General features: G+C 67.8%; 20 protein-coding genes. 7 read left to right on the forward strand and 13 right to left on the reverse strand.

The features are described 5' to 3' along the window. Window positions 1-520 precede the first annotated feature (520 nt). From HUA76_RS41720 to HUA76_RS41740, 5 genes are all read right to left on the reverse strand, one after another. The gene (locus HUA76_RS41720) at window positions 521-1,369 is read right to left on the reverse strand and encodes a hypothetical protein (RefSeq protein WP_174464065.1); all 849 of its coding nucleotides are present in this window, start codon (window positions 1,367-1,369) and stop codon (window positions 521-523) included. 155 nt (window positions 1,370-1,524) lie between these two features. Beyond that, on the reverse strand, window positions 1,525-3,306 hold the full coding sequence (locus HUA76_RS41725) for a hypothetical protein (protein WP_174464066.1): 1,782 nt from the start codon (window positions 3,304-3,306) through the stop codon (window positions 1,525-1,527). A 398-nt stretch (window positions 3,307-3,704) separates the two neighbouring features. Further along, complete coding sequence (locus HUA76_RS41730) at window positions 3,705-5,699, reverse strand: Ig-like domain-containing protein (protein ID WP_371823602.1); 1,995 nt, start codon at window positions 5,697-5,699, stop codon at window positions 3,705-3,707. A 185-nt stretch (window positions 5,700-5,884) separates the two neighbouring features. Further along, window positions 5,885-6,511 (reverse strand): hypothetical protein, encoded by a 627-nt coding sequence (locus HUA76_RS41735; RefSeq protein WP_254614832.1) that lies wholly within the window; start codon window positions 6,509-6,511, stop codon window positions 5,885-5,887. A 132-nt stretch (window positions 6,512-6,643) separates the two neighbouring features. Next, window positions 6,644-7,168, reverse strand: a complete 525-nt coding sequence (locus tag HUA76_RS41740) for a hypothetical protein (RefSeq protein ID WP_174464068.1) — start codon at window positions 7,166-7,168, stop codon at window positions 6,644-6,646. A gap of 139 nt (window positions 7,169-7,307) precedes the next feature. On the opposite strand from HUA76_RS41740, the gene HUA76_RS41745 reads away from it, so the two are divergent. The 3 genes from HUA76_RS41745 to HUA76_RS41755 all read left to right on the forward strand — a co-directional run bounded on the left by HUA76_RS41745 (window position 7,308) and on the right by HUA76_RS41755 (window position 10,951). After that, window positions 7,308-8,216 carry a LysR family transcriptional regulator gene (locus HUA76_RS41745; RefSeq protein WP_174464069.1) on the forward strand — a complete coding sequence of 303 codons (909 nt, stop codon included), beginning with the start codon at window positions 7,308-7,310 and terminating at the stop codon, window positions 8,214-8,216. 198 nt (window positions 8,217-8,414) lie between these two features. Next, the gene (locus HUA76_RS41750) at window positions 8,415-9,284 is read left to right on the forward strand and encodes a hypothetical protein (protein ID WP_174464070.1); all 870 of its coding nucleotides are present in this window, start codon (window positions 8,415-8,417) and stop codon (window positions 9,282-9,284) included. A gap of 281 nt (window positions 9,285-9,565) precedes the next feature. Continuing rightward, window positions 9,566-10,951: a prenyltransferase/squalene oxidase repeat-containing protein gene (locus HUA76_RS41755; protein ID WP_174464071.1), complete on the forward strand. Its 1,386-nt coding sequence runs from the start codon at window positions 9,566-9,568 to the stop codon at window positions 10,949-10,951. A gap of 55 nt (window positions 10,952-11,006) precedes the next feature. On the opposite strand, the gene HUA76_RS46645 is transcribed toward HUA76_RS41755, so the two are convergent. The 3 genes from HUA76_RS46645 to HUA76_RS41770 all read right to left on the reverse strand — a co-directional run bounded on the left by HUA76_RS46645 (window position 11,007) and on the right by HUA76_RS41770 (window position 13,146). Further along, window positions 11,007-11,210, reverse strand: coding sequence for a HAMP domain-containing sensor histidine kinase (locus HUA76_RS46645; protein WP_174464143.1), 204 nt, complete (start codon window positions 11,208-11,210; stop codon window positions 11,007-11,009). Continuing rightward, window positions 11,171-11,536: a histidine kinase dimerization/phospho-acceptor domain-containing protein gene (locus HUA76_RS41765; RefSeq protein WP_174464072.1), complete on the reverse strand. Its 366-nt coding sequence runs from the start codon at window positions 11,534-11,536 to the stop codon at window positions 11,171-11,173. The genes HUA76_RS46645 and HUA76_RS41765 overlap by 40 nt, the downstream gene beginning before the upstream one ends. A 728-nt stretch (window positions 11,537-12,264) precedes the next feature. Continuing rightward, window positions 12,265-13,146 carry an alpha/beta fold hydrolase gene (locus HUA76_RS41770; protein WP_174464073.1) on the reverse strand — a complete coding sequence of 294 codons (882 nt, stop codon included), beginning with the start codon at window positions 13,144-13,146 and terminating at the stop codon, window positions 12,265-12,267. Between the two features lie 132 nt (window positions 13,147-13,278). On the opposite strand from HUA76_RS41770, the gene HUA76_RS41775 reads away from it, so the two are divergent. Both HUA76_RS41775 and HUA76_RS41780 read left to right on the forward strand, forming a co-directional pair. Further along, window positions 13,279-14,295 carry an AraC family transcriptional regulator gene (locus tag HUA76_RS41775; RefSeq protein ID WP_174464074.1) on the forward strand — a complete coding sequence of 339 codons (1,017 nt, stop codon included), beginning with the start codon at window positions 13,279-13,281 and terminating at the stop codon, window positions 14,293-14,295. Between the two features lie 139 nt (window positions 14,296-14,434). Continuing rightward, window positions 14,435-15,883, forward strand: coding sequence for an FAD-binding protein (locus HUA76_RS41780; RefSeq protein WP_174464075.1), 1,449 nt, complete (start codon window positions 14,435-14,437; stop codon window positions 15,881-15,883). A gap of 66 nt (window positions 15,884-15,949) precedes the next feature. Here HUA76_RS41780 and HUA76_RS41785 read toward each other — a convergent pair whose 3' ends face one another. The 5 genes from HUA76_RS41785 to HUA76_RS41805 form a co-directional block, all read right to left on the reverse strand. Next, the gene (locus HUA76_RS41785; protein WP_174464076.1) at window positions 15,950-16,396 is read right to left on the reverse strand and encodes a hypothetical protein; all 447 of its coding nucleotides are present in this window, start codon (window positions 16,394-16,396) and stop codon (window positions 15,950-15,952) included. Window positions 16,397-16,509: 113 nt separating this feature from the next. Further along, on the reverse strand, window positions 16,510-17,061 hold the full coding sequence (locus HUA76_RS41790; protein ID WP_174458689.1) for a hypothetical protein: 552 nt from the start codon (window positions 17,059-17,061) through the stop codon (window positions 16,510-16,512). Then, the gene (locus HUA76_RS41795) at window positions 17,058-18,029 is read right to left on the reverse strand and encodes a FecR domain-containing protein (RefSeq protein WP_254614834.1); all 972 of its coding nucleotides are present in this window, start codon (window positions 18,027-18,029) and stop codon (window positions 17,058-17,060) included. Before HUA76_RS41795 ends, HUA76_RS41790 begins: the two co-directional genes overlap by 4 nt. 49 nt (window positions 18,030-18,078) lie before the next feature. Beyond that, entirely contained in the window at window positions 18,079-18,588 is a 510-nt protein-coding gene (locus HUA76_RS41800; protein ID WP_371745758.1) for an RNA polymerase sigma factor, read from the reverse strand. A 100-nt stretch (window positions 18,589-18,688) separates the two neighbouring features. Beyond that, entirely contained in the window at window positions 18,689-19,606 is a 918-nt protein-coding gene (locus HUA76_RS41805; RefSeq protein ID WP_174464077.1) for a hypothetical protein, read from the reverse strand. Window positions 19,607-19,683: 77 nt separating this feature from the next. Here HUA76_RS41805 and HUA76_RS41810 point away from each other — a divergent pair, with 77 nt between their 5' ends. Beyond that, the gene (locus HUA76_RS41810; RefSeq protein WP_174464078.1) at window positions 19,684-21,468 is read left to right on the forward strand and encodes a DUF1588 domain-containing protein; all 1,785 of its coding nucleotides are present in this window, start codon (window positions 19,684-19,686) and stop codon (window positions 21,466-21,468) included. Next, complete coding sequence (locus HUA76_RS41815; protein WP_174464079.1) at window positions 21,465-23,072, forward strand: DUF1552 domain-containing protein; 1,608 nt, start codon at window positions 21,465-21,467, stop codon at window positions 23,070-23,072. Before HUA76_RS41810 ends, HUA76_RS41815 begins: the two co-directional genes overlap by 4 nt. The last annotated feature ends 5 nt before the right edge of the window (window positions 23,073-23,077 follow it).

Raw genomic sequence — 23,077 nt, forward strand, 5'->3', positions numbered from 1 at the left:
CACGGATTGCACAGAAGACGACGACTGCCATGCGGAAGATGTGCGACTAATCGATGACGGATGCTGCCTTTCAGTATCTCGAACATGGCAGCAAAGCCCAGAAAGTCGTGCCCTGCTCAATGCAGCATACATCCAATGCAACGGCGTAGCAGACTACTACTGCCCGAAACAGTGCGTCGGCGCCTGCATCAACAAAAAGTGCGTCGGCAAGACAGCCGCAACACACGCACCGGGGTCGCAGTAAGTCCAACTGCCTGAACTAGAGCTGGCCTCGAAATTGAGCGAGCAAGCCCGGGGGCGGAGGGCGGGCCGCTGATCGACCAAAGGGATGGTCATGCCCAAAGCTGGCCGGTGGACCTGACGGATGAACGGTAGAGCCTGTTCGAGCCGCTGATTCCCTCTCGTCCCGGTTCGCCCTCTACACACGTAGAGAGACGCGCCTCCCCGCCCCTCTCGACGAATTACACAAGATTCGGGACGTGACCGGCACCCACCAGGAGACCGCAGCACCTCGAAGGGCTCAGAAGAGGCTGACTTTCGTATACAGGCTGTAGCCAGCGTCTCGTTTCATCCACATGAACCGGCGGCCTTCCCTGACCTCGTTCGCGGTGAACTGGAGCGTGTGGTCCGTCCCCTTCTCCAGGCATTCGACCAGCCAACCGCCCCCGTAGAGCGTGCAGTCCAGCGCCTCAAGAGAGGGGCTGCGGACCGCCCAGTCACTGGCTTGCGATAGCTCTTCCCACTCCATCATCTCCCTCTGGGTCAGCTTCTTCGCATTGGCGACTCCCGTCAGACGGACGGTTTCCTGGATGGGGCCCGCCAGGAGGGCTGTGAAATCCTCGAACTTCTTCGCCTGGAGCAACTGCTGCAACTCGACGATCTTTGCGTGGACCTGATTCTTCTCCGCGTCGCTCCAGACAATCTTCTGGCCTGTCCGCCAGAGAGGGGGCTTCAGCTTCGTGGGTGCCTTGAACGTGAGCGGGACCTTCACCTGGATGTTCCCCACGTCGGAGTAGGTCTCGGCCAGCGCTCGGTCCTTGCCCACCTTCACCGTGAGCTTTTGCAGTTTGCCTTGGACCGTCTCCGCATGGCCGTCGACTTCCACCCGCAGGGTGTTCTTCCCCGGCACCACGAAGTGCTGGATGGGAAAGCCCCGCCGGAGTTCGGGCTCCATGTCCTCTTCGGGGCTGCTCACGGGATGCCGGTAGACGAGGACGTCGTTCACGAACAACCGGGGCCGCGCTTGCGGCTTGTAGGTGAACTCCACGACGAACTGGTCGGGAATCGTGCCCGCGGACTCCGACTTGAGCCGCACCTGGACCTGCGCATGCGCCGCTTCCACGAAAGCGAGACAAAACATCAGAAGCATGCGGCTCGCATTCCCTACCAACCACTGACCCGTACGCACGAACAACCTCCAGGGCTCACTCCAGCGATTGCGTCGAAGGAGCCGACGCAACCGGCCTGGAGCCAAGTCTGAGACCTTTTACCATGGTGCCTGGCCCAAACGAGGCAGACAGCCATTCAGCGGTCGAGCCTGGGCCCGTCGACCCGGAAGTCGAACAAGAAGTATGGAGGCACGCACGCGCCTGTTCCAGGAGCGCTGCCTGGGTAACGGCTGCAGCCATAGTCGTCGCGGCAGGGTTCGTCGACGGAACAGGTGCGCGTGGTCATGACCGCCACGAGCCCTTGTTTCTGGACGCAGTCTTCAATCGAGTCCTCCTGCGGAAAACAGACCTGCTCATAGCCGGAGACGAGCATCGGCGCGCACACCGAGGAGCCCGAGCGCGCGCCGGGCTGGGCGCACGGCACGGTGCAAAACCCGAGCGGGAACCCGTAGCGATTGGCGATGCACGGAATGGCGTCCGAGGACTGCCCCTGACACACCTCAGGTGGATCGGCGACGATCTGGTCGCCGCTCGCGCCCGGGCGGGCGACCACTCGGGCATTCTCACACGCGTCGCCGGAGGTCGGAATCGCGGGCGCGCAGTACCCGACTTCGTCGTGATGACTGTCGCGGCACTTGAGCCCGGTCTGGCACGTCCAGTCCGCGAAGGTTGGATCTCCGAGCCCACAATGTGAGCCGTAGAAGCCGGCGGAGGTGGGGTGTTCGGGAAACGGTCGTGGCTCAGCGAAGGCCGTCCCATCCGCCACGCTCGCGAGCATCCGTGCCCGCCAGCCGAGCTCCTCATGCAGGTGCGGCGAGACGCCGACCGCGAGGGCGTTGAACGTCTGGTTCGGGTCTCGCTCCTCGCCGGGGAGGTGGAAGCCCGCCACGGACCGGCTTTGATGGCAGCCTGTACACGTGAAGCCATCGAGCCGTCGCAGCAGGCCCCTCGGGGAGCGAACCAGCTTCGCCTTGGCATAGGGGAGCTCGGCGAACACACGCGAGTCGATCTCTGCCTTGAAGAGGGAGCTGAAGACGCGATTGGAGGGCCTGGAGAGCCCTCGGGGGCTCACCGAGATGGCCCGCGTGGCCAGGAACCGGTCCGGAATGACGGAGCGCCCGGCGTCGATGTCCATGAAGCTCTTCACCATCCAGTCCGTCAGCGCCTTGCGCTCCGCCGGATTGAGGTCCGCCCGAGGCGTGTTGAGGAGCGGCCGTGGGATGAGGCGATTCGCCCTCACGTCGAAGGCCCTGAGGACGTACTCCGCGTGGTCGTCCGCCTCGGGGGTTCCCGGCCCGTGCAGATTCTGGAAGTTCGTCTCGAGGCGGCTCATGGGCGGCAGTTGGGTCACCATCCGCCCCACCGCGACGGTTCGCTCGGAGGCGCTCACCGGCAGCTCGCGCCACTGTCTGGCGATCGCCCCGCAGCTCGCGCCCGGTCCCATGGGCAACGGCCGGATGACGTTGACGGTCATTGGCAGGCGGACGACGGGCCGGCCTTTCGGCTGGAGTGAGAGGCGATAGATCAGCCGGAGCTGGCCACACTCCTTGGGCGTCGAAAAGCGCATGTCGAGCCGGTTGACCACGCCCACCAGCTGGAAGCGCGCGTGGGGCGAGCGCAGCCACTTCGGATCGAAGACGTAGTTCAGGCGCTGGGTGTCGAGCGGAAACTGGCTGAAGGCGACGCCGTCCCGACTGGAAAGCTCGGCAAGGTCGCGCTCGATGACCGCGACGAAGGATGCATACCGTGGCGAAGTGAGGAGGCTCTGCGCGTCCTCGGCCGGAGCGCCCAGTTGCTGACCGAAGGCCAGCCCCTGCCGCTCCAGGAGTATCAGCTCCGCGGGGTCAGCGAGCAGCAGCGAGGGTTCGCGAGCGGGCGAAGGAGGCACTCGCGCGGCGGGCGCGGGCGAAGGAGGCACATGCGCGACGGGCGCTGGCGAGGGAGGCACTTGCGCGGCGCGCGGTTGGCTTGCCGTGGAGCTCGGAGCGCGGGCTGGAGGGCGCTCCTGCGGTTCGCTCGAACAGGCGGCGCATATGAATGCGAGCGTGGTCGCGATAGCGCGCGATCCGGAAAGGCATGCTCTGGACTGGTTCGGTTGCATCGCCGCACCTTTCGATTGTCCTGGGGAAGTGGGCGTGATCCGGTTCGATGGACAGGTTGACGACGCCGCTGCTCTTTCGAACCCGGCCGGTGCAGCGTAGCCGATTGCCAAGGACATGCGCTGCTCATCGTCCTTCTTCACCCACCCCCATGCGCCGGCCCTCCTGCTGTCAGAACGCAGCAGGCGGGCCGACGTCTTCCCTATCGAACCAGGCGCTAGAAATCGACGGCCAGGAGGGCGGCTCCCATCTCACCTGGGCTCTCTCCGCGTGACCTCGTATCGCCGAGCCCGAGCTGACCGTAGTCATTGTCACCCCAGCATGTGACGTCGCCATCGTCGAGGGTGGCACAGGTGTGGGAGCCCGTCGTGAGTGACGTCGCGGTACGGCCCGTACCGAGGTTGACCGGAGGCAGCGCGTCGCCCATTTGAGCAGGGACCTGACCGCGGTTCTTCGAATCGCCGAGCCCGAGCCGGCCATTCTCGTTGGAACCCCAGCACTTGACGGAGCCGTCATCGAGGAGCGCACACGTGTAGAATGCACCCAAGGAGAGCGCCTTCGCGGTCCGTCCCGTGCCGAGGTTCACCGGGGCCAGCGCGGCGGCCATCTCCCCGGGACCGTCTCCTCGGGGCTGCGCGTCACCGAGCCCGAGCTGGCCATATTCGTTGTAACCCCAGCACTTGACGGAGCCGTCATCGAGAAGGGCACACGTGGAATAGCCACCAGCGGCGATGGCCCGCGCGGTCCGCCCCGCGCCGAGGTCCACCGGGGGCAGCGCGTCGCCCATCTCATCCGGGCCATCTCCACGATCTTCCTTATCGCCGAGCCCGAGCTGGCCAAACGCGTTGTAACCCCAGCACTTGACGGAGCCGTCATCGAGGAGCGCGCAGGTGTGACCAGAACCCGCTGCGAGCGCCTTCGCGGTCCGCCCCGCGCCGAGGTCCACCGTCGGCAACGCATCACCCATCTCCCCCGGGCCATCTCCGCGGCTCCTCATATCGCCGAGCCCGAGATTGCCATATTGATTGTCACCCCAGCACTTGACCGTGTCATCGTCGAGGATGGCACACGTGTAATCACTGCCGTTGGCGGCGAGCGCCTTCGCGGTCCGCCCGGTGCCGAGGTCCACCGGCGGCAGCGCATCATCCATCTCTCCGGGAGCATCGCCTCGGCGCTCCGTATCCCCGAGCCCGAGCATGCCAGCGACGTTCCACCCCCAGCACTTGACCGCGCCACGCTCGAGGAGCGCACAGGTGTAGTAGGCACCGAGGTGAAGCGACGTCACCTTCTGACCCGCGCCAAGGCGCACGAACGGGAGCAAACCGCCCATCTCACCTGGGCCGTCCCCACGGCTGGCCTCATCCTCGAGCCCGAGCTGACCATATTCGTTGAAGCCCCAGCACTTGACGCGTCCGTCCTGGAAGACCGCGCAGGTGTGCAGCGGCCCGGCGACCACCGAGTTCGGAACATCGTCACGGACGCGCACGGCGACCGAGCCGGTCGTGGTCGCGCCGTGAATGTCGGACACCTGGTACTCGAAGCTGGCTGCGCCCGCGAACCCGGGCGTCGGTGTGAACTTCACCTCATCGCCGACGAGCTCGAGCGTGCCGTGGTGCGCGTTCGCGACCTGGCTCACCGTCAGCCCATCACCCTCCACATCGCTGTCATTGGCGAGGAGCTTCGCCACCGGGAGGGTCAGCCCGCCATTCATTCGGGTGACGGCCGAATCGGCGCTGGCAACGGGAGCGTCATTCACGGATTGGACGGTGACGGTCACCGTCGAAGTGCTGGTGTTCGTCCCATCGCTGACCGTGTAATTGAACGTCGCCATCCCGAAGAAGTTCGACTCCGGGGTGAAGGCGACATTGCCGCCCGCCAGCGTCACGGTGCCCTGGGTCGCATTGCCAACGGCGGTGACAGCGAGTGAGTCGCCGTCCGCGTCGGTGTCGTTGGCGACGAGCGTGGTCGCCGGGATGACCACGGCGGTGTCCTCGTCGGTCCTCACCCTGTCCGCCACCGCGACCGGGGCCTTGTTTGCCGGAGGAGTCGGCGGTGGCTTCTCCCCTCCTCCTCCTCCACACGCGGCGAGGACCCAGGAGCCAAGAAGGATGGCGCACCGGATGTCAGGGAAGAATCCCGGGGGGCAGGCGAACCGGAACAGCCACCGCGCGGAAGAACGACTCAGAGACAGACGACCCAGCTGATGTTTCACCAGTTCCCCTCATGGAAAGACGCACCACCCCTCGCGAAGAACCCCAACGGGATGCTGCCCCCCCATAACGGGGCCTGGAGACGCAGGTCGCAGAGCCAGACGCTCAATTCAACGGGATGGCCCCTCATCCGAGGAGTCACCAGGTCCCGGAGGGAGGGAACGTCGGACCGTGCGCGCGGGACGCATCAGAACACGCCCGCGAGCCCCAGCGCGGCACCCTCCGGGCCCAGCGCGGCCACGGGCAGGGACTGCGTGTCGGGCCACAGGAGCAGCAACGCGCCGCTCAGCACCGCGAGTCCTCCCGCGCCATAGAGCAGGCCGCTGGTGGCGTTGAGGTCGTGGATGCGGCCGTTGCGCCGGGCGACCTCCTGCTGCGGCAGGCCCGAGGTGATGCCGTCGCGCTGGCTCTTCGCCTCCAGCGTGGCCCATGCGCCAGCGCCCAGGGAGAGTGTCCCGAGCGAGAGCGCACCCCACCCCAGCGGCTTCCTCCAGCTCCACGGGCCACCCCCGTCCGACTCCACCAGCGTGAGCGGGGGCGGCCGTGGCTCGAAGCCCGCCACGAAGTCGCGTCCGAATGGCAGGGTGAAGATGTGCTGGAAGGCCGCGTGCGCCGCGCCGCGCGAGGCCACGCGGGGCGCCTCCGCGGACAGGGCCTCCAGGTGGACGACGTCCTGGGTGGTGGGCAGCAGGTACTCGGCTTCGTCCTCCACGCGCCTCAGGAAGAGGGGGCCGCGCGGGGGCGGGCGCAAGAGGCGCAGGGGCTGACCGGCGGCATTGTGGAACTCCGCCAGCCGCACACCATTGGCGTCCACATCACCACCACGTGGGTGCGTCCCGCGATTCGCACCCGTCCCGGGAAGGTCGGAGCCAACACGCGAGCCACGGCCTGCCCGACCTGTCCGTAGCCCCCCACGATGACGATGGAGCCCTTGTGCGCGGCCATGTCACGGCACCTCCGCCACATCGCGGTTCGACCGCCCGGGGGCGCTCGCCCATCGCTCACGGAAAGCGCGAACGAGCGCCAGGAGCGCGAGCCCCGCTGGGACCGGCTGGAGCACACCGGTCAGCTCGAAGAGAACGTCGTTCGGCAGCTCGTAGGTGGGTGGTGGGAAGAGCTGAGACAACAGGGCCGTGGGCGCGCCACCGAAGTAGAGGACATCCTTCAGGACGTGGTTGTAGAGCCCCTCGAACGCACCAATCATCCCGACCGGCACCGCGAGCGTCGTCAGCGTGAGCACGGCGAAGGCCAGCTCGCCGCGCCATCCCCCTCGACTCGGGCGCAGCACCCTCAGCGAGGCGAGGAGGATTCCGGTGGTGACGGCGGCGACCCCCACCATGTGCAGTCGCCATGGCGTTCCGTAGAGGAGGCCACCGTAGACGTGGTGAGCGCTCGTCAGCAGCAACACCGCGAGCGAGGCCTTCACCGAGCGGCCCATGCACCCCTGGAACATCGACTGCGACCCCGTCATGACGCACTCCTCTCGCGACTCGAGCCCGCTTCCGTGGGCCCACATGAACCACGCGGAGAGATGTGCCGTGTGCGCTGGTAGAGTGCGAGTGAGCCTCGAACACATCATCCATGCGGCCCACGCATCAATCCGTCCCCGTATGTCACTGCCCTCGCTCTCCAACATCGACGCCTTCGTCCGTGCCGTGGAGGACGGAAACTTCACGCAAGCGGCGCGCAGGCTGCACATCACCGCCTCCGCCGTCAGCCGCCGCATCGCCCGCTTGGAGGAAGAGCTGGGGGTGCGCCTCTTCCAGCGGACGACGCGAGCGCTCAGGCTCACGGATGACGGGCGTGACTTCTACGCGCGCTGCCAGCACATCCTGGCGGAGTTGGGTGAAGCCAAGGAGTCGCTCGCCCGCTCCCGCAACCGCCCCACGGGGCGCTTGCGCGTGGAGGTGCCGCAGGTCATCGGGCAGCTCGTGCTCACCCCAGCCCTGCCCCGCTTCCTTCAGGCCTATCCAGGCGTCGAGATTCATCTGACGATGCGGGACGAGGTGGTGGACCCCATCTCCGAGGGCGCCGACGTGCTCATCCGAATGGGACCGCTGACAGATTCGAGGCTGGTGTCGCGCAGCCTGGCGATGACCCGGATGGTGGCCGTGGCAGCGCCGGCCTACCTGAAGCAGCACGGGACACCTGCCATGCCCTCGGACCTGTCGCATCACCAGTGCCTGGGCTTCCTGCGCCAGGGCATCGTTGGTGAGTGGCGCTTCAAGGGCCCAGAGGGCATCACACGCGTCGCGCCGCGCGGTGCATTCCATGTCAGCCAGGGAGCCACGCTGCGCGATGCCGCGGCGATGGGGCTCGGCATCGCGTGGATGATGGACTTCATGGTGACGCGAGAGCTGGCCACGGGCGCGCTCGTCACGGTGCTCGACACCTACGCCCGCGAGGAGCGCCCCATCTACCTGCTGCACCCGCCCGGCCGGCATTTGCCCTCCCGGGTACGGGTGTTCCTCGACTTCGTGAAGACGCTCTTCGCCAACTCCCGGGCGGAGCAGCAGTAGGTACTGCGGCCGGCGACGGACTCAGGGACCGTCACACAGCCCCCCTCGTCCCACAGGGCGATGTCCGTTCCGCGCACCCGTGCGCAGCCTCCGGGAACCGACGCGCGTTCGACGGTGCCGACCTCAAGAGGTCCGGTGCGCTCGATTGAGTGAGTCCCGATGCCTGACAAGACACCCGAGATCTCAGCAGCAGAAGCCATGTCCTTGGACCAGTTTCTCGCGGCGCCCATCGAGCAGGTGCGGCGGATAGCGCCCACCACGCTCATCTGGGTGGTGGAAGGCACACGCCGCAGTGCCGCCCTGGCCGGCATCGACGTGAGTTCCGAGGACTACGCCCACTGGACCATCTCCCAGATGAACGCCTGCGTGGAGCTGTTCTTCCACCACGGTGTGCGCCACGTCATCACCCCCTTGCTCACACCGAGTCAGTTCGCCGAGGTCACCCCCCGCTATCGCGAGCGCCTGTTCGACTGGGTGGCCCTGCTCGTGAAGGAGTTCTCGCGGCGCAGCACCGCCCAGCACCAGGGCTGGCGCCTGCGGTTGCTGGGCGCGGAGAGTCTGCCGGATGAGCTACGGCCTCTTTCCGAAAAGGTCGCCGCGGCCACCCCTCGGGGCGAGCACACGCTTTGGTGTTCGGTGGTGGCGCAGTCGGGGGCCCCCTGGAACGAGTTGCTCCAGGCCGTCGTTCGCACCGGAGCCCGCACCCGCGAGGATGCCATCCGCGCGCTCTACGGCGAGGACATCCCTCTCGCCCGGTTGATGATTGCTTTTGGCAAGCCCATGGTGTCCCCGGAGCAGGTTCCTCCCCTGCTGCAAGGCCCCATGGACTGTTACTTCACCCAGCGGCCCGGCTACCGGCTCACCGAGCGGGAACTGCGAACCGTGCTCTACGACCATGCCTACCTGCGGCGCACCTGGCGCGCCGACAAGACGGGGCGGGCGGAAGAAGCCATCAGCCACCGCTGCGCGTGGGAGGAAGGACCCATGGTGGGGCTGGGTATCCGCCTGGGCCCATTCTGGTACCCCGCCCCCACCATGGCTCCTCTCTTGGAGGACACATTGAGGTGACCTGCTCCTGGACCGCGCCTGCTTCATCAGATGAACGCGATGTTCACTTCGAGGAGGAAACGTCCATGGCGGACCTGTCTCACATTGAGCGGATTGGTGAAGGGGGACCCGCCGCCCTCCACCTGTGGAACCCACGGAGAAAGGACAACCCAGCACGGCGTGTGCTGCGCGGCGCCTGTGCACATCTGGCCCAAGCCCAGTCATCCGATGGTGCGTGGCGGGTCCATCCCGCGCCACGGTTCCTTGAGAATGCCCTGGCGTGTCTGGTCGCGGATGTCTTCGTGCCCGAATTGCGACCCCACCTGAGCGCGACGCGGCGCTGGGTCCAGGCCGCACCGGTCCAGAACCATCACGAAGTGCCTCGTCGGATAGAGAGCTGGCTCCAAGCATCGGTGGGCGGCGCGGCCCCCACCGCCAGCCTTGACGTGTCCCATCCCCTCTTCTCCGAGCCGGTCTTCCGCGACCGCCGGAACTTCTTCCTCGCGCTCGCGCTCGCGGTGGGCGCACCCGTGCGCGGAGGGCCGTCTCGCGAGGAACTCCAGGCCCAGGTGCTGGAGCGGATCCTCGCCCGTCAGACCGTGCGGCTCAAGCGTTGGTCGGGAGCGGAGCTGGCCGCGCTGTTCCTCTTGCTGGCCGATGAAGCGCCGTCAGCGGACACCGTGGAGGCGCTGAAGGCGCTGCGCGAGGCCCAATCGGCTTCGGGCTCCTTCGGTGGGCAGATGGGGGCGACCCTCGTGGCGCTCGCGGCACTGCGGCGGTGGGACCCCACCTCGGAGTCCTTCGCCCGCGCGTTCGACTTCTTTCTGCGCGAGCGCACGACAGCGGGGGTGTGGTGCTTCAGCCCCGCGGAGGTATGGGACACGGCGCTGCTCTGCCGAGCACTGGAGGGTTGTGAAGACCTGGACCCCGCGATGTTCGAGCGTGCCTGGGCCTTCCTCCTGCGCTCTCAGAATGAGGACGGAGGCTGGCCCTACCGGGAAGGGGTCGAATCGGATACCGACACCACCGCGATGGTGATGCTTGCCCTGCCTCACACGGACGCCGGTACGTCCGCGTCGGGCCTGGGGCGAGCGTACCTGGAGCGGATGCGGACCCCAGCGGGGTTGTGGCTGACGTGGCAGTCCCGGGACGACCCGCCCGCCGAGGACGTGGTCGCACATGCCATCATGGCGTTGCGCAAATGGGGCACGCTTCCTGCGTTCTGGGCCCCCGCGGGGGAGTGGCTCGCACTGCGCGCGCGGCAGGAAGGCGGCTGTCGTGCGCACTGGTACAACATCGACTCCTATGCCGCTCACGAGGTGGGGCTGGCGCTTGGACCTTCCCATGACTCGGCACGGCGGCTCGCACGGGAGTTCGTTGAGCGGCAGAACCCGGATGGGGGTTGGTCCCCCACGCAAGGGGCGGCGAGCTCGGCGGCCTCCACGGGTATGGCGCTAGCGTTGCTGACCTTCTACCTGCCCAGTGAGCACCTGAGCGTGACTCGCGCCATCGACTATCTGGCGGACCTCCAAGAGCCGGGGGGCTCCTGGCCTGGGCCGCTGTGGATGTACGCTCCCAGGCCCTTCGCCATTGATTACCCCATGCAGATCCACGCCCTCGCCGTGCATGGACTGGCCGCTGTGGCGCGGGCCTCCCGGACCCCGCCGCCGCCACTCACTGAAATCTGAGCTTGCCCGACAGAAGCAGGTGAAGCTCACAGCCCCTCCGGCAGCCTGCTCGCGCTCACGACGAAGCTCGGCGAGGCAGTCGGACGGTGACCGTCGTGCCATTCTCCCTGCTTGAACGCACCTGGATGGTGCCTTCATGAGCACGCACGACCTGCTTGGCGATGAAAAGGCCCAGCCCAATGCCTCCCTGGGGCTTGCCCGTCACGCTGGGCCCTCGCGTCAGCCGTTCGAACAGGTACGGGAGCTCACCCGGAGGAATCGGCTCGCCCCAGTACCGCGGTGCTCCATCTGCAGTTCTCTTCCGGGATTGCCCAGGCGAACCTCTTCCACCACCTGCAGGGCGCGCCCCTGGAGGTCGGTGGGCCTTCGATGGATGGCCAGGCCATCGCCGAGGCGCACCTGGGTGAAGTCGAGCAGGTCGTGAATCAACCGCGCCGCTCGCTCCGCCGAGGAGACGACTCTGACGAGGCCCTGTGCCTGGAGGGCGTCCATCCCTTGACGACGCAGGAGTTGGGTGGAGGAGAGCAGGATCGCGTTGAGGGGATTGCGCAGGTCGTGGCTCACGATGCCAATGAGTTCCTTCACCCTCGCCCATGTAGACGCCTCGCTCGAGCGCCACGCGCATCTCGCGCGCGGGTGGCCCGCTCTGGATGTCCTCGGGCTTGAAGAGGATGCTGAAGGGCTGGCCGACAATCTCCTGCGGACTCTCCCTGCGTGACTTGCGCGGCCATCTTGCCCTGTGTCATCCCCCACCCCATCCTCCGGACCTGCGTCGCACCTTCCTCACGTCCAGTCGGTGGCGAGGAACGTAGGACGCCAGTGACAGCGATGACTTCTTCGTGCCAGGGGATGGGCCGAATGTGGCGAGCAGTGCACGGCCAATCGCATCCTTCACCCAACGAACCGCGGGGGAATGTGCACTGGGAGGATTGAACTCTCCAGGTCGGAATGGCGCCAGGCCCCACAACCGCCCCGCTCATTGGCCCTGGGGTGTGGCGAAAGCACCGCCATACTCGGGGAGTTCGAACGCATTGGCCGCATGGGTGACGAGCTTTCGAACACGCGCTCGAGCGGCTTCGAGGTGAGCATCCGGTAGAACTGGTTGCGCAGGAACAGCCCGGGCCGCGTGCGGGGGGCGAAGAAACCGCCCACGCGCTTCGCGCCGTCCTGTGCCGGTGTCGCATAGGGTCTCAGCCGGGCATCGAAGCACGGCTCGCGAGGCGGTAGGGCTCGGCCAACGTGCGCCAGCGGTGCCATGGCCGCACACAGTCACGTGGCGGTTCATCCTGGCCGAGCAGCTCGACCGTGCGGCCTCAAGCCGCGGGGCGGGGCTTCGCGAGGAACTCAGTGAGCAATGGGGCCACGGCGGCGGGACGTTCATAGTGGGGCAGGTGCCCGGCGTCGTCGATGATGTGGAACTCCGCGTGAGGCAGGGCCGCGTGGACCTCTTCGGCGATGTGGAGGGGCGTGATTCGGTCGTCGCGGCCCCACAGCAGCAGCGTGGGTATGTGGCGCCTGGCCACACGGTGGAAGACAGGCGCGGCGGTGTGGATGGCCATGTGTCGCAGGGTCGAGAGCAGCGCATGTCCGAATCCCGCGATGCGCGTGGAAGGAAGGAAGCGAGCCTCCAGCTCCGGAATCAGCTCGGGGCGGCGTGAATAGCCCGGCAGCCGTGCTCGCAGCTGCCGCTCGCCCATCACCGCGAAGAGGGCCTCACCCAACACGGGCACGTGCATGAGCCGGACCCCAAGCGACAGCTTCGTTCCGAAGCCATCCGGTTCGATGAGGCACAGGCTCCGGACGCGCTCGGGATTCCGGTCCACGTACTGCACCGCCAGCAGCCCGCCGAAGGCGAGTCCCACCAGATGCACCGGCGCGTGGAGCCCCAGCGCGGCCAGCAGCTCCGTGAGCTGCCGTTCATACAGCTCCGGGCCGTACCTCACCTTCGGTCGGTCCGAATACCCTCGGCCGAACAAGTCGTAGCGCAGCACCCGGTGACCCGCGCGCACGAGCGGCTCGACAAGGGGCTCCCAGATGAACAGCGGCAGTGTGGCACCGGGAATCAACACCACGGCGGAGCCGCCTTCGGGGCCGTCCAGCAGGTAGTGTGTTTGCCCATCGCTCAGGGCGATGAATCGGCCCGGGGCCTCCGCCCGGAGCCGCGCGTCGAGGGGAACTGACGGAGGGGTTCGCATGGCCAGTGAGTAGCGCCGGGCCCCGTGGCTCGGAAGGGACCGCTGGCGACGAAGAGGGGACCACTCGTGCCACCTCGCTCGCTTGAGCCTGCTCCGTGTTGTGCGTAGCGTCCGGAAGACGAGGGCATCGCCATGGCCACCCCCAGTGTCTCCACGAGATTGCCCCGGCTCATCCTGGACACAGTCGCGGCGAAGGGCGCGAACGCCGACGCCGTGGCTCGCCGTGCCGGAGTGGACCGGACACGGTTGACGGACGCGCACACGCGAATCGCCCTGCACCGTGGCGACCTGCTCTGGGAGAATGCCGCCGCGGCTGTCGGCGACCCGCACTTCGGGCTCCATCTGGCCACGACCTTCGAGCCCGGCCAGTTCGACCTCTTCGACTATCTGTGCCGGACCGCCGCGACCCTGGGGGCGGGGCTCCACCTCGCGAGCCGTCACTTGCGGTTGCTGCATGATGGCGCCGAACTCAATCTCACGTTGTCGGAGAGCCGCGCGACGCTGCGCTACCGCTGCCCGAACCGCCCCGCCGGGCCTGGACGGCAGGAGGCCGAGTTCACGCTCGCGCGGCTCCTGACCTTCGCGCGCGAGGCCACTGGCCAGCCGTTGATTCCCTTCCAGGTAGGCTTCACCCAGGCGGCCCCACGTGGGCGGAACGTCCTCGCCGAGGCCTTCGGCACGACGCGACTGGCCTTCCGTCAGGAGTCCTGCACGCTCACGCTGCCCCGGGACATGCTCTCCCTCCCCCTGCGACAGGCGGATGGCGGATTGCACGCCCTGCTCCTTCGCCACGTGGACCTGCTGGCCCGCGAGGCGACGCGCCCCGTGGGCTGGCGTGAGCGGCTCCAGGCCCAGGTGGAAGAGGAAGTGGAGCGAGGAGAACCGTCACTCGCCAGTGTGTGCGCGCGCCTGGGGATGAGCCCGCGCGGCCTCCAGCGCCGACTCAAGGCCGAGGGGCGGACATTCCGCGAAGTGACCGAGGGCGTCCGCCTGGAGAAGGCCCGCCGGCTGCTTGCCGACGACTCGCTCAACGTCGCGGGTATCGCGGAGCGCGTGGGCTATTCGGATGCACGAGCCCTGCGACGCGCCTTCCTGCGCTGGACGGGGATGAGCCCTGGACGCTACCGCCGGAGTACGTCCGCCGCGTGAGCCGTGGCGCGGACCGGTTCCCGTTCGTTCCATGCCCGGAACGGGTGCGTTGCACACCATGCGTTCGCGCCCGAGGAGAGGGCAATTGTTGGGGGAAGCAGCCTCGGGCTAGAAGTCTCCGACGAAGAAGGAGGAGTGAATGTCGAGTCGAACCGTCTCCCGGAGGACGTTGCTCCAAGGTGCGTTGGTGGCCGTGGCATTCAATCCCCTGAGCCGAAGCTGGGCCTCCACGCTGGAGGCGGGCTCGGCCCCGCTGCCGCCACTCGATGGCGAGTTGCTGATGGACACGGCGTCGCGGACCGCGGCCTCGGAGGACTTCGGCCACATCCTCCACCGCACGCCGTGGGCGGTGCTCGTTCCGGGCTCGGTGAAGGACATCGTGGCCATGGTCCGCTTCGCGCGGCGCCAGGGCCTGAAAATAGCCGCCGCTCGGGGCCTCGGTGAGAGTCACAGCACCTTCGGCCAATCCCAGGTGGCGGCGGGCATCGTCATCGACATGTCCACGCTGTCGACCATCCACGAGATTGACGAGGACAGCGCCTGGGTGGATGCGGGCGTCCGGTGGCACGAGCTGCTCCAGGCCTCGCTTCCGTGCGGCAAGAGTCCGCCGGTGCTGACCGACTACATCGAGCTGAGCATCGGTGGGACGCTGTCGGCGGGGGGCATCGGCGGACAGGCGTTTCGCTGGGGCCTCCAGGTGGACAACGTCCTGGAAATGGACGTCGTCACGGGCCGGGGAGAGCTCGTGCGGTGCTCGCGCTGGCGTGAGCGGCCCCTGTTCGACGCCGTGCGCTCGGGACTGGGCCAGTTCGGCATCATCGTGCGCGCGAAGGTGCGGCTCGTCGAAGTGCCGCCCCGCGCCCGGACGTACACCGCGCTGTACAGCGACCTCCACCGCTTCATGGAGGACCAGCGGCGGCTCATCGAGGACGGTCGCTTCGACTACGTCGAGGGCTCCGCCGTCACCTCCAACGGGGGCCGGGCGTATCAGCTCGAGGTGGTGAAGTACTTCACCCCGGGCTCGGAGCCGCACGATGCGAGACTGCTCGCGGGCCTGGGCTTCCAGCCGGGAACGCTCCAGGTGAGCGATGGCAGCTACTTCGACTTCGCCAACCGGCTCGCGCCGTTGGTCGAGCTGCTCAAGCAACTCGGCGTCTGGGGTTTCCCCCATCCGTGGCTGGACATGTTCGTCCCCGCCCGGTCCGCCGAGGCCTTCGTCCAGGAGGTCCTCTCGCAGACCACCGAGGCCGACATGGGACAGGGGCCCATCCTGCTCTACCCCTTCCGCGCCTCGGAGCTGACCGCGCCCTTCCTGCGCACGCCCAACGACAGACACGTCTTCCTCTTCTCGCTGCTGCGCACCGCCATTCCACCGACGCCGGAGAACGTCGACTCCCTCGTGCGGAAGAACCGCGCCATCTTCGACCGGCTCACGGCCATCGGCGGGAAGATCTATCCCGTGGATGCCGTGCCCATGAGTTCCGGCGACTGGCGCCGCCACTTCCACCCCGCCTGGGAGCGGTTCGAGCACGCGAAGGGGCGCTACGACCCGGACCGCATCCTCACGCCGGGACAGGGCATCTTCTGATCGACGCCCCCAGGGGCCTCCTCGTGCTCGGGGCCACGCCCCATTGGCGAGGAGGCCCTCTCCGCATCACCGCGCGCGGCACCAGACTTGAGGATTCAGGCAGCCGCGCCCACCCGGCATGCCAATCTTGCCGCCGTCATAAAAGAACCAATACTTATGAACCCACCCGCCGCCCGGGCAATTGTCTCCGGGCGATTGGGTCCCCCGATAATAGGCAAACCCGCCCCAATACTGGTCGACGGTTGGGTTATCGGCATTCACGAAAAATGGCGACACATTGTAGACGCGCGCCCCATGGTTCCAATAACTGCACATGACCCGGATAGGCTCGTCCGTGAGATCAACAATCGCGTACTCATACTGAGCGGGCGGATAACCCGGGAGCGTGCATTTGTCGGTCTCGAACTGACTCAGCGTGCCGCAGACCACCCACCCCGCCGCATATGCTGGAGCCGCGGCAAGAAGCAAGATTGCCCCAATGAATCCAAAAGACACCCATCGTCGCTGCATCATAGCGGCGCGCTCCTCTCAAGAACCCACAAACACGAATACCACGCTAAACATGCGGGGCAAGTTTGTGTTCACTGACACACCACCCAAGCCAAGAGTGGAGGCTCAGGAGCTGCTCAAGGTGCGCTCAATGCCTGAACGACCAGCACATCCAGCTCGATGACCTCGCCAAGGACGCCCTCGGCGCCAGTCACTGCCACGGACATCCGTTCCGTTCCCGCTGGAGCCGTCAGCTCGCGCGCGGTCCGGACCCACTTGGAGGAAAGCACCGGGCTGGAGAGCAGGTCCGACTGCAGCTCCCGGCCGCTTGCATCCCGCCAGCTGACCCGCATCTCGGCGACCGGGGAGCGCTCCGACGTCCCGCGCACCCAGAACGAAGCGCGGTGCGCCCCCGGGGATGCGGCGAACCCGGGCCAGTTGTCGAGGTGCACGCCCCAGCCATACGGCTCGGTCACCTCCACGCGCAGGACTGCTTCACCTTCTCTCGCGTCGGTGGACGCTCTCGAAGCGGTGACGCCGTACCACGCAATCCAGGCGCCAGGCCCCGTCTCCAGGGAAGCCGACTCGGCATCGAGCAGATTGGACGTCGCCGAATGGTCGATGATGGCGGGCTCGCACGCGGTCAGCGCCGCTGCCAGCCACAGCAGGCTCCAGCCTCCCCGTTTCATCGCGCGCTCTCGCGGTCTCGGCCCTCGCAGGCCAGCGTCCCACGGGCACGCTGGACCGCCTCCGCGTAGTGCCCGCGCTGGAACTGCTGTTCGTGCCGAGCCCAGTGGGAGCAGGCACGCCGCGCGTCCTTGAGCTGGTACGTCAGCAACGAGCCCAGCTCGAAGCTCAGGCGCTCCCGCGTCGCCACCGGCTGCTTGCGCATCGCCTCCTCGAGGTACCTCGCCGCTTGCTCGAACTCGCGCCGACCGCGAAGGACCTCCAGCTCTCGCAAGACGTCCTCCGCGCTCGGAGCACGAACCGGTGTGGAGGGAACGCGCGTGGGAGCAAGCTTCGGGCTGGGCGCCGCCAGCGGTGCGGGCCTTCCCGACTCGGGAGGCGCAGGCTCCGGAAGGGCTGGCTCGGAGGGCACGGCCACCGGCCACGCCAACGTCTGCCCCACCCCCACGGGAACCACCGCGCCACTGAGCCCACGAAAGGCAATGGCACCTTCGTGCAGGGTAACGGTGCCTTCCCCTCCCCGCTCCTCCACCGTGAAGCGCGTGCCCATCACCTCGATGGCGCCGCCCGACACGAGCACGACGGCAGGAGGCACGCCTGGCTGGCGGTGATTCACCGAGAACTCCGCGCGACCGTGGACCAGTCGCACGCCGGAGGGTTCACGACGAACGACGAGCGGCCCCTGGTTCCTGAGGGTGATGCCTCGGGCCACGTCCATCAGGGCGGCCTCGCCCCCTTCAATCATCACACCCGCGGCATCTTCCCGCGCCATGAGGTCCACACTGGCCCGCGCGACCTCGAGTCCCCCGAGAGAGCGTGCGGAGGGGGCCCGCATGAAGAACACCGCGAAGGCCAGCGCCACCGCCGACGCGGCGAGTCCCCAGAACACGGGACGCCTGTGCCATGCGGACTTCGGCGCGCGTGAGTCCCGCAGCCGCGACCACAGTCGGGCCCGGACGGCGGGTGGCATCCCTTGCTCGCGGCGGAGCGGGTCTTCACGCCGGAGCTCTGCACGGAAGTCACGGGGAGCCATCATCCACCTTCCATCCCCAGGCCGTCAGACGGCCCTGGGCGCGGCTGATCAACTTCGACACGTAGCCTTCTGACAGCGAGAGGAGCTGGGCAATCTCGCGCTGGCTCAGGTCGTCCAGAAGCTTCAAGGTCATCACCACCCGCTCCTGCCCCGGCAAGCGGTCCAACGTCGCCGTGGCGCTGCGCAACGCCTCGCGCCGCACGAGGGCCGCCTCCGGCGTGGACTCCGTCTCCGCGGGGTGCACAGGAAACAAGAGCTCGGCGATGCGCTGTCGGAACGTCTTCTCGCGCCGCAGGGCGGAGAACGCCACGTTCTGCGTGACTCGAAAAAGCCAGCCCCTCACATCCTCCTCGCGCAGCCAGGCCTGGTGCTCCCACGCCTTGAGGAAGACGTCATGTGCGACGTCTTCAGCCCAGCCCGACCGACCCGCCGCATACCGCATGGCCCAGACGTAGACGTCCTCGGCGTGCTCCTCGTAGAGCGTGTCGAATGACACAGGCCGGGCAGGCAGGGCGAGCGGGGCCTTTGAGTGCGGAGCACGCGACATCCATCACCTGCGAACCTACGATTGAAGCGGGAGAAACTTTCCTCGGAGGCTACTGCCCCCAAGAAAGCTGGGCGCCGGTTTCGAGCCTCACCCCTCCCCGAGACCACAGTGTCTCGCCCTCGCGCACATGCGTCACGGGCCGCAGCACCCCCAGGGCCACGCGCAACTCCGCCGCCAGACGCTCGGTGAACCGCCACCGGAGCTTCATCCGGGCCCAGCCCGCGGGAGACACCTGGGTACCGGTCCGGCCCGACGCCCAGGCGTCCTCGAGTCGGAAGGCGTGGAGGACGAGGCCCGCGCCCACACCCGGTTCGAGCTGCAGGCGCTCCGCCACGGGGAGCCGATAACTGAAGAAGGCGCCACCTTGCGCCTCGAACACGGTCAGCGCCGCATCGCGGGACACCCCGAGCCCCGCCTCCGCCTCCAGGCCGAAGGCCCCCAGGCCCCGCCTGACGGAGAGCAGGAGGTGTGGATCGACTCCAGGTCCGTGCCAGAGCGTCCCCAGCCCCAGGCCCAGGTCCAACTCGGGGCGCTCTGGGGCGGCAGCCACCTCCACGGGAGGCTGGAGCACGAACTCGGGCAGAGGCGGCTCCGGTTCGGGCGGCTCCGGCTCGGGCTGCACCGCCCGCGTCATCTCGGAGAGCTTCTGTGCGACCTCCAGATGAAGCTCCGCGATGGAACCCCGTCCCACTCGGACGCCCTGTTCCACCCGTTGCAGCGGCCCGACGGCCTCGAGCAACAGCCCTTCGGGAGTGCGGCTCGCACGCAGTCGAAGCTGGGCCGGACTCTGTGGGGAGACGACCGCGAAGCCCTCCTGAATCAGCCGCAGGGCCACCTTGCGCTCCAACTCCACCGCGTCCCACCGCCGATAGTCCTGCTCGGGAAGCGCGCGCAGGTCGAACGACACCGACACCACCGGGGACTGGGTCAGGGCGACGAGGGAGAACGCGCAGAGCAGAGCAAGCATGCGGTGATGGCGAGAGTACCGTCGCCGGTGGCCCACCGGGCAGGAAAGTATTTTCGGCCCCGCGCGTAGCCAGGGACATGACGCTTCCTCGCTCCGTGGGCATCCTGCTTCTTTGCGCTGGCGTGGTCGCCTGTGAGGGCTCCGCCCAGCACACCCATCACCCCGGCGGAAACGACCCGGATCCGCCTCCGCCGGCCACGTCCGATTCCGTCCGTCCGGCGCCAGCGAAGTTCTCCTGTGACGCGAGCGCCGTCCCCTCGGACCTTCCGTTTCCACGGCTGTCCCGGACGCAGGTGATGAACTCGCTTCGCTTCTCCATTGCCCGTGCGCTGCCGAACGAGGCCGACGCCCTCTGGGCGAACCTCGCCCCCCTCCTTGCCCGCTACCCCACGGACCAGCGCACTCCCGCGCCTGGTGACTTGAAGGGTGGCTTCAGCCGGCTGGACCAGTCCATCCAGCAGACCCAGATCGACGTCATGTATGACCTGGGCAGCGCCGTGGCCCAGGAACTCACCAGCACCGACGCGCGCCGCAACGCGCTCCTGGGAAGCTGCGCGAGCGACAGCCAGACCGCCAACGACCGGGCCTGCCTGGAGACCTTCATCCGGGGATGGGGCTCCCGCGTCCTGCGCTACCCGCTGCCGACGGCGGAGGTCACCGCCTTCGCGGACATCGCCGGGGCCACGCCGGTGAACAGGGCGGCGGTGGCGGACGTCATCACCACCGTCCTGAACTCGCCCTGGTTCCTCTACCGCGTCGAGCACGGCACCGCCGCCGGCCAGCCGGTGAGCCCCCTCTCCGCGTTCGAGCTGGCCGCGAAGCTGTCCTACCAGCTCTGGCAGGCGCCTCCGGACGACGCGCTCTGGGCCGCGGCGACCGATGGCTCGCTCCTGACCGAGAGCGGCTTCAGCGCCCAGCTCGACCGGATGATGAAGAGCCCCCAACTGCGAGGCTCCCTGGACGAGTTCGTCAGCGAGTGGCTGCGGCTCGAGGAGCTGCCGTCGCTGGAGGCGCTCCGCAACGACCCGGTCTACCGGTCCTTCGTCGGAGCGCAGATGCCCTTGGACGCCACGCGCACCGCGATGTTCGAGGACGTCCAACTCTCCGCCTGGAACACCGTCGTGTCCGGTGGCACGGTGAGCGACTTCCTTCATGACAAGAGGTCCTACACGGCGGACCCCTTCCTGGCCGGCATCTACGGTGTCCCCGTCTGGAGTGGCTCCGGTCCGGCGCCGGTCATGCCGTCCCAGAACCGCGGCGGACTGCTGACCCGCGCGGCGTTGCTGGCCACGGGGACCCCGTCGACGCGGCCCATCCACAGGGGCTACCTGGTGCGAAACGCCCTGCTCTGCCAGCAAGTCGGGGCCCCTCCGCCCAACGCCAGCACCAGGCCGCCCGCGCCGACGGAGCGCATGACGACGCGACAGGTGGTGAGCCAGCTCACCTCCGGAGGCAGTTGTGGGGGATGTCATAACAACACCATCAATCCACCGGGCTTCGTGCTGGAAGGGTTCGACGCGCTCGGACGGGAGCGCGACGTGGAGCGGCTGTTCAACCCTCAGGGCCACGAGACGGCAACCCCCTCCGTGGACACCTCGGCGGACGTGTTGCTCTACGACTCCGAGCAACGCGTCATCTCCAGCGCCTCGGAGCTGTCGCGGATGATTGACGACAGCCAGCTCTTCGAGTCCTGCGTCGCGCAACACTACTTCCGCTTCGCGCACGCTCGCGTGGAGTCCACTTCCCGCGATGGGTGCCTTCTTTCAGAGATGGAGACGGTCGCGCGCAGCGGCGCACCGATGGCCGACCTGCTGAAGACCGTCGTCCAGCATCCCACGTTCAAGCAGAGGAGCTTCCAATGAGCAACACACCTGTCTTCCGATGGGACCGCCGCATGTTCCTGCGCGGCGCGGGCGGAGCCGTGCTGGCGTTGCCGCTGCTCCCATCGCTCTTGAGCCCGCGCGAAGCGAAGGCCCAGGCCGCCGGGCGCCCGAAGTCCTTCGTGCATTTCCGCACCCCCCACGGCGCCATCTTTGGCGCGAGCATGTGGCCGGGGGACCCGGCGCTGACGCAGTCCCTGTTCTACGCGGACCACGACGTCCGGCGGGGAGACCTGGCCGCGACGGCCCAGGCGAACGGAGATGCGGTCATCAGCCGGGTGCTGACCGCGAAGTCGTCCGTGCTCACGCCCACGCTCATCTCGAAGATGAACATCCTGCGGGGACTCGATTTCCCCCTGTACATGGGTCACAACTTCGGCGCCCCGCTGGGCTACTACGACTTCGACAAGCAGAGGCCCGGCTCACCTCGAGCGACCATCGACCAGGTGATGGCCTACTCACCGGCCTTCTACCCGAGCGTCGCCTCCGTCCGGAAGCGAAGCGTCGCCATCGCCGGCGCAAGCACCTCGACCGGCAGTTGGGGATACAACACCCCCGGGGTTCGCTCCTCCGGAGTCGCCTCCAGCTCCATCGGCGGCACCGAGAGCTCGCTCGCCCTCTTCGACACCTTGCTGGCCGGTAGCAGCAGTCCCGGCACCGCCCGGACTCCCGTGGTGGACAAGGTCCTCGAAAGCTACCGGCGGCTGCGCAACGGCAACGGTCGGCTCTCGGCCGAGGACAGGGGGCGACTGGACCAGCACATCGACGCGGTCGCGGAACTGCAGCGCCGGCTGGAGACCACCGGCACCGGCTGCCAGGTGCCGGCCCGTCCCACCACCGACAACCTGTCGCTGCGAAACTCCAGCTCCTTCGCGGGAGACCCCGCGAAGAACGTCGAGTACTTCCGGCTCATCAACGAAGTGCTCGCCGTGGCGATGAACTGCGGCGTCTGTCGCGTCGCCACCATCAGCATCGACGAGCACAACCAGAACCTGACCTTCACCCCTCGCGCGCCCCAAGGCGAGGACTGGCACAACAACGTCGTTCATCCCTCGACCGTGCCCGGGGCGAACCAGGACCTGGTGGTCCAGTTCAACCAGGTCTTCTTCTCGCAAGTGTTCCTCGACCTCGTCTCCCGCTTCGAGCGGTTCTCGAACGGCGCGGGCGGGACCCTGCTGGATGACTCGCTGCTCGCGTGGGGGCAGGAGAACGGCAACACACCCCACTTCTCCTTCTCCGTCCCGGTGGTGACGGCCGGGAGCGCGGGGGGCGCCCTCAAGACGGGCAACTACTGCGACTACCGGAACATCACGCGCAAGGTGAGCGGCGACTCGAGCACGGGCAGCGAGGGCAGCTTCCTGTGGTCGGGCCTCCTCTACAACCAGTGGCTCGGCACGGCGCTCCAGGCGATGGGCATCCCGCAGGCGGAGTGGAACGAAACCGACCACTCCGGCTACGGCTGGAAGGCGTCGTACCAGTCCACCTACGAGTACCTCTTCACGAACAAGGGCTTCAGCTCGGCGCAGGCCTATCCAGCGGTGATGTGGCAGAAGGCTGGAGAGCTGCTGCCGTTCCTCGCGCCCTGACAGAC

The sequence above is a fragment of the Myxococcus sp. CA056 genome (assembly GCF_013336715.1).
Taxonomy (GTDB): domain Bacteria; phylum Myxococcota; class Myxococcia; order Myxococcales; family Myxococcaceae; genus Myxococcus; species Myxococcus llanfairpwllgwyngyllgogerychwyrndrobwllllantysiliogogogochensis.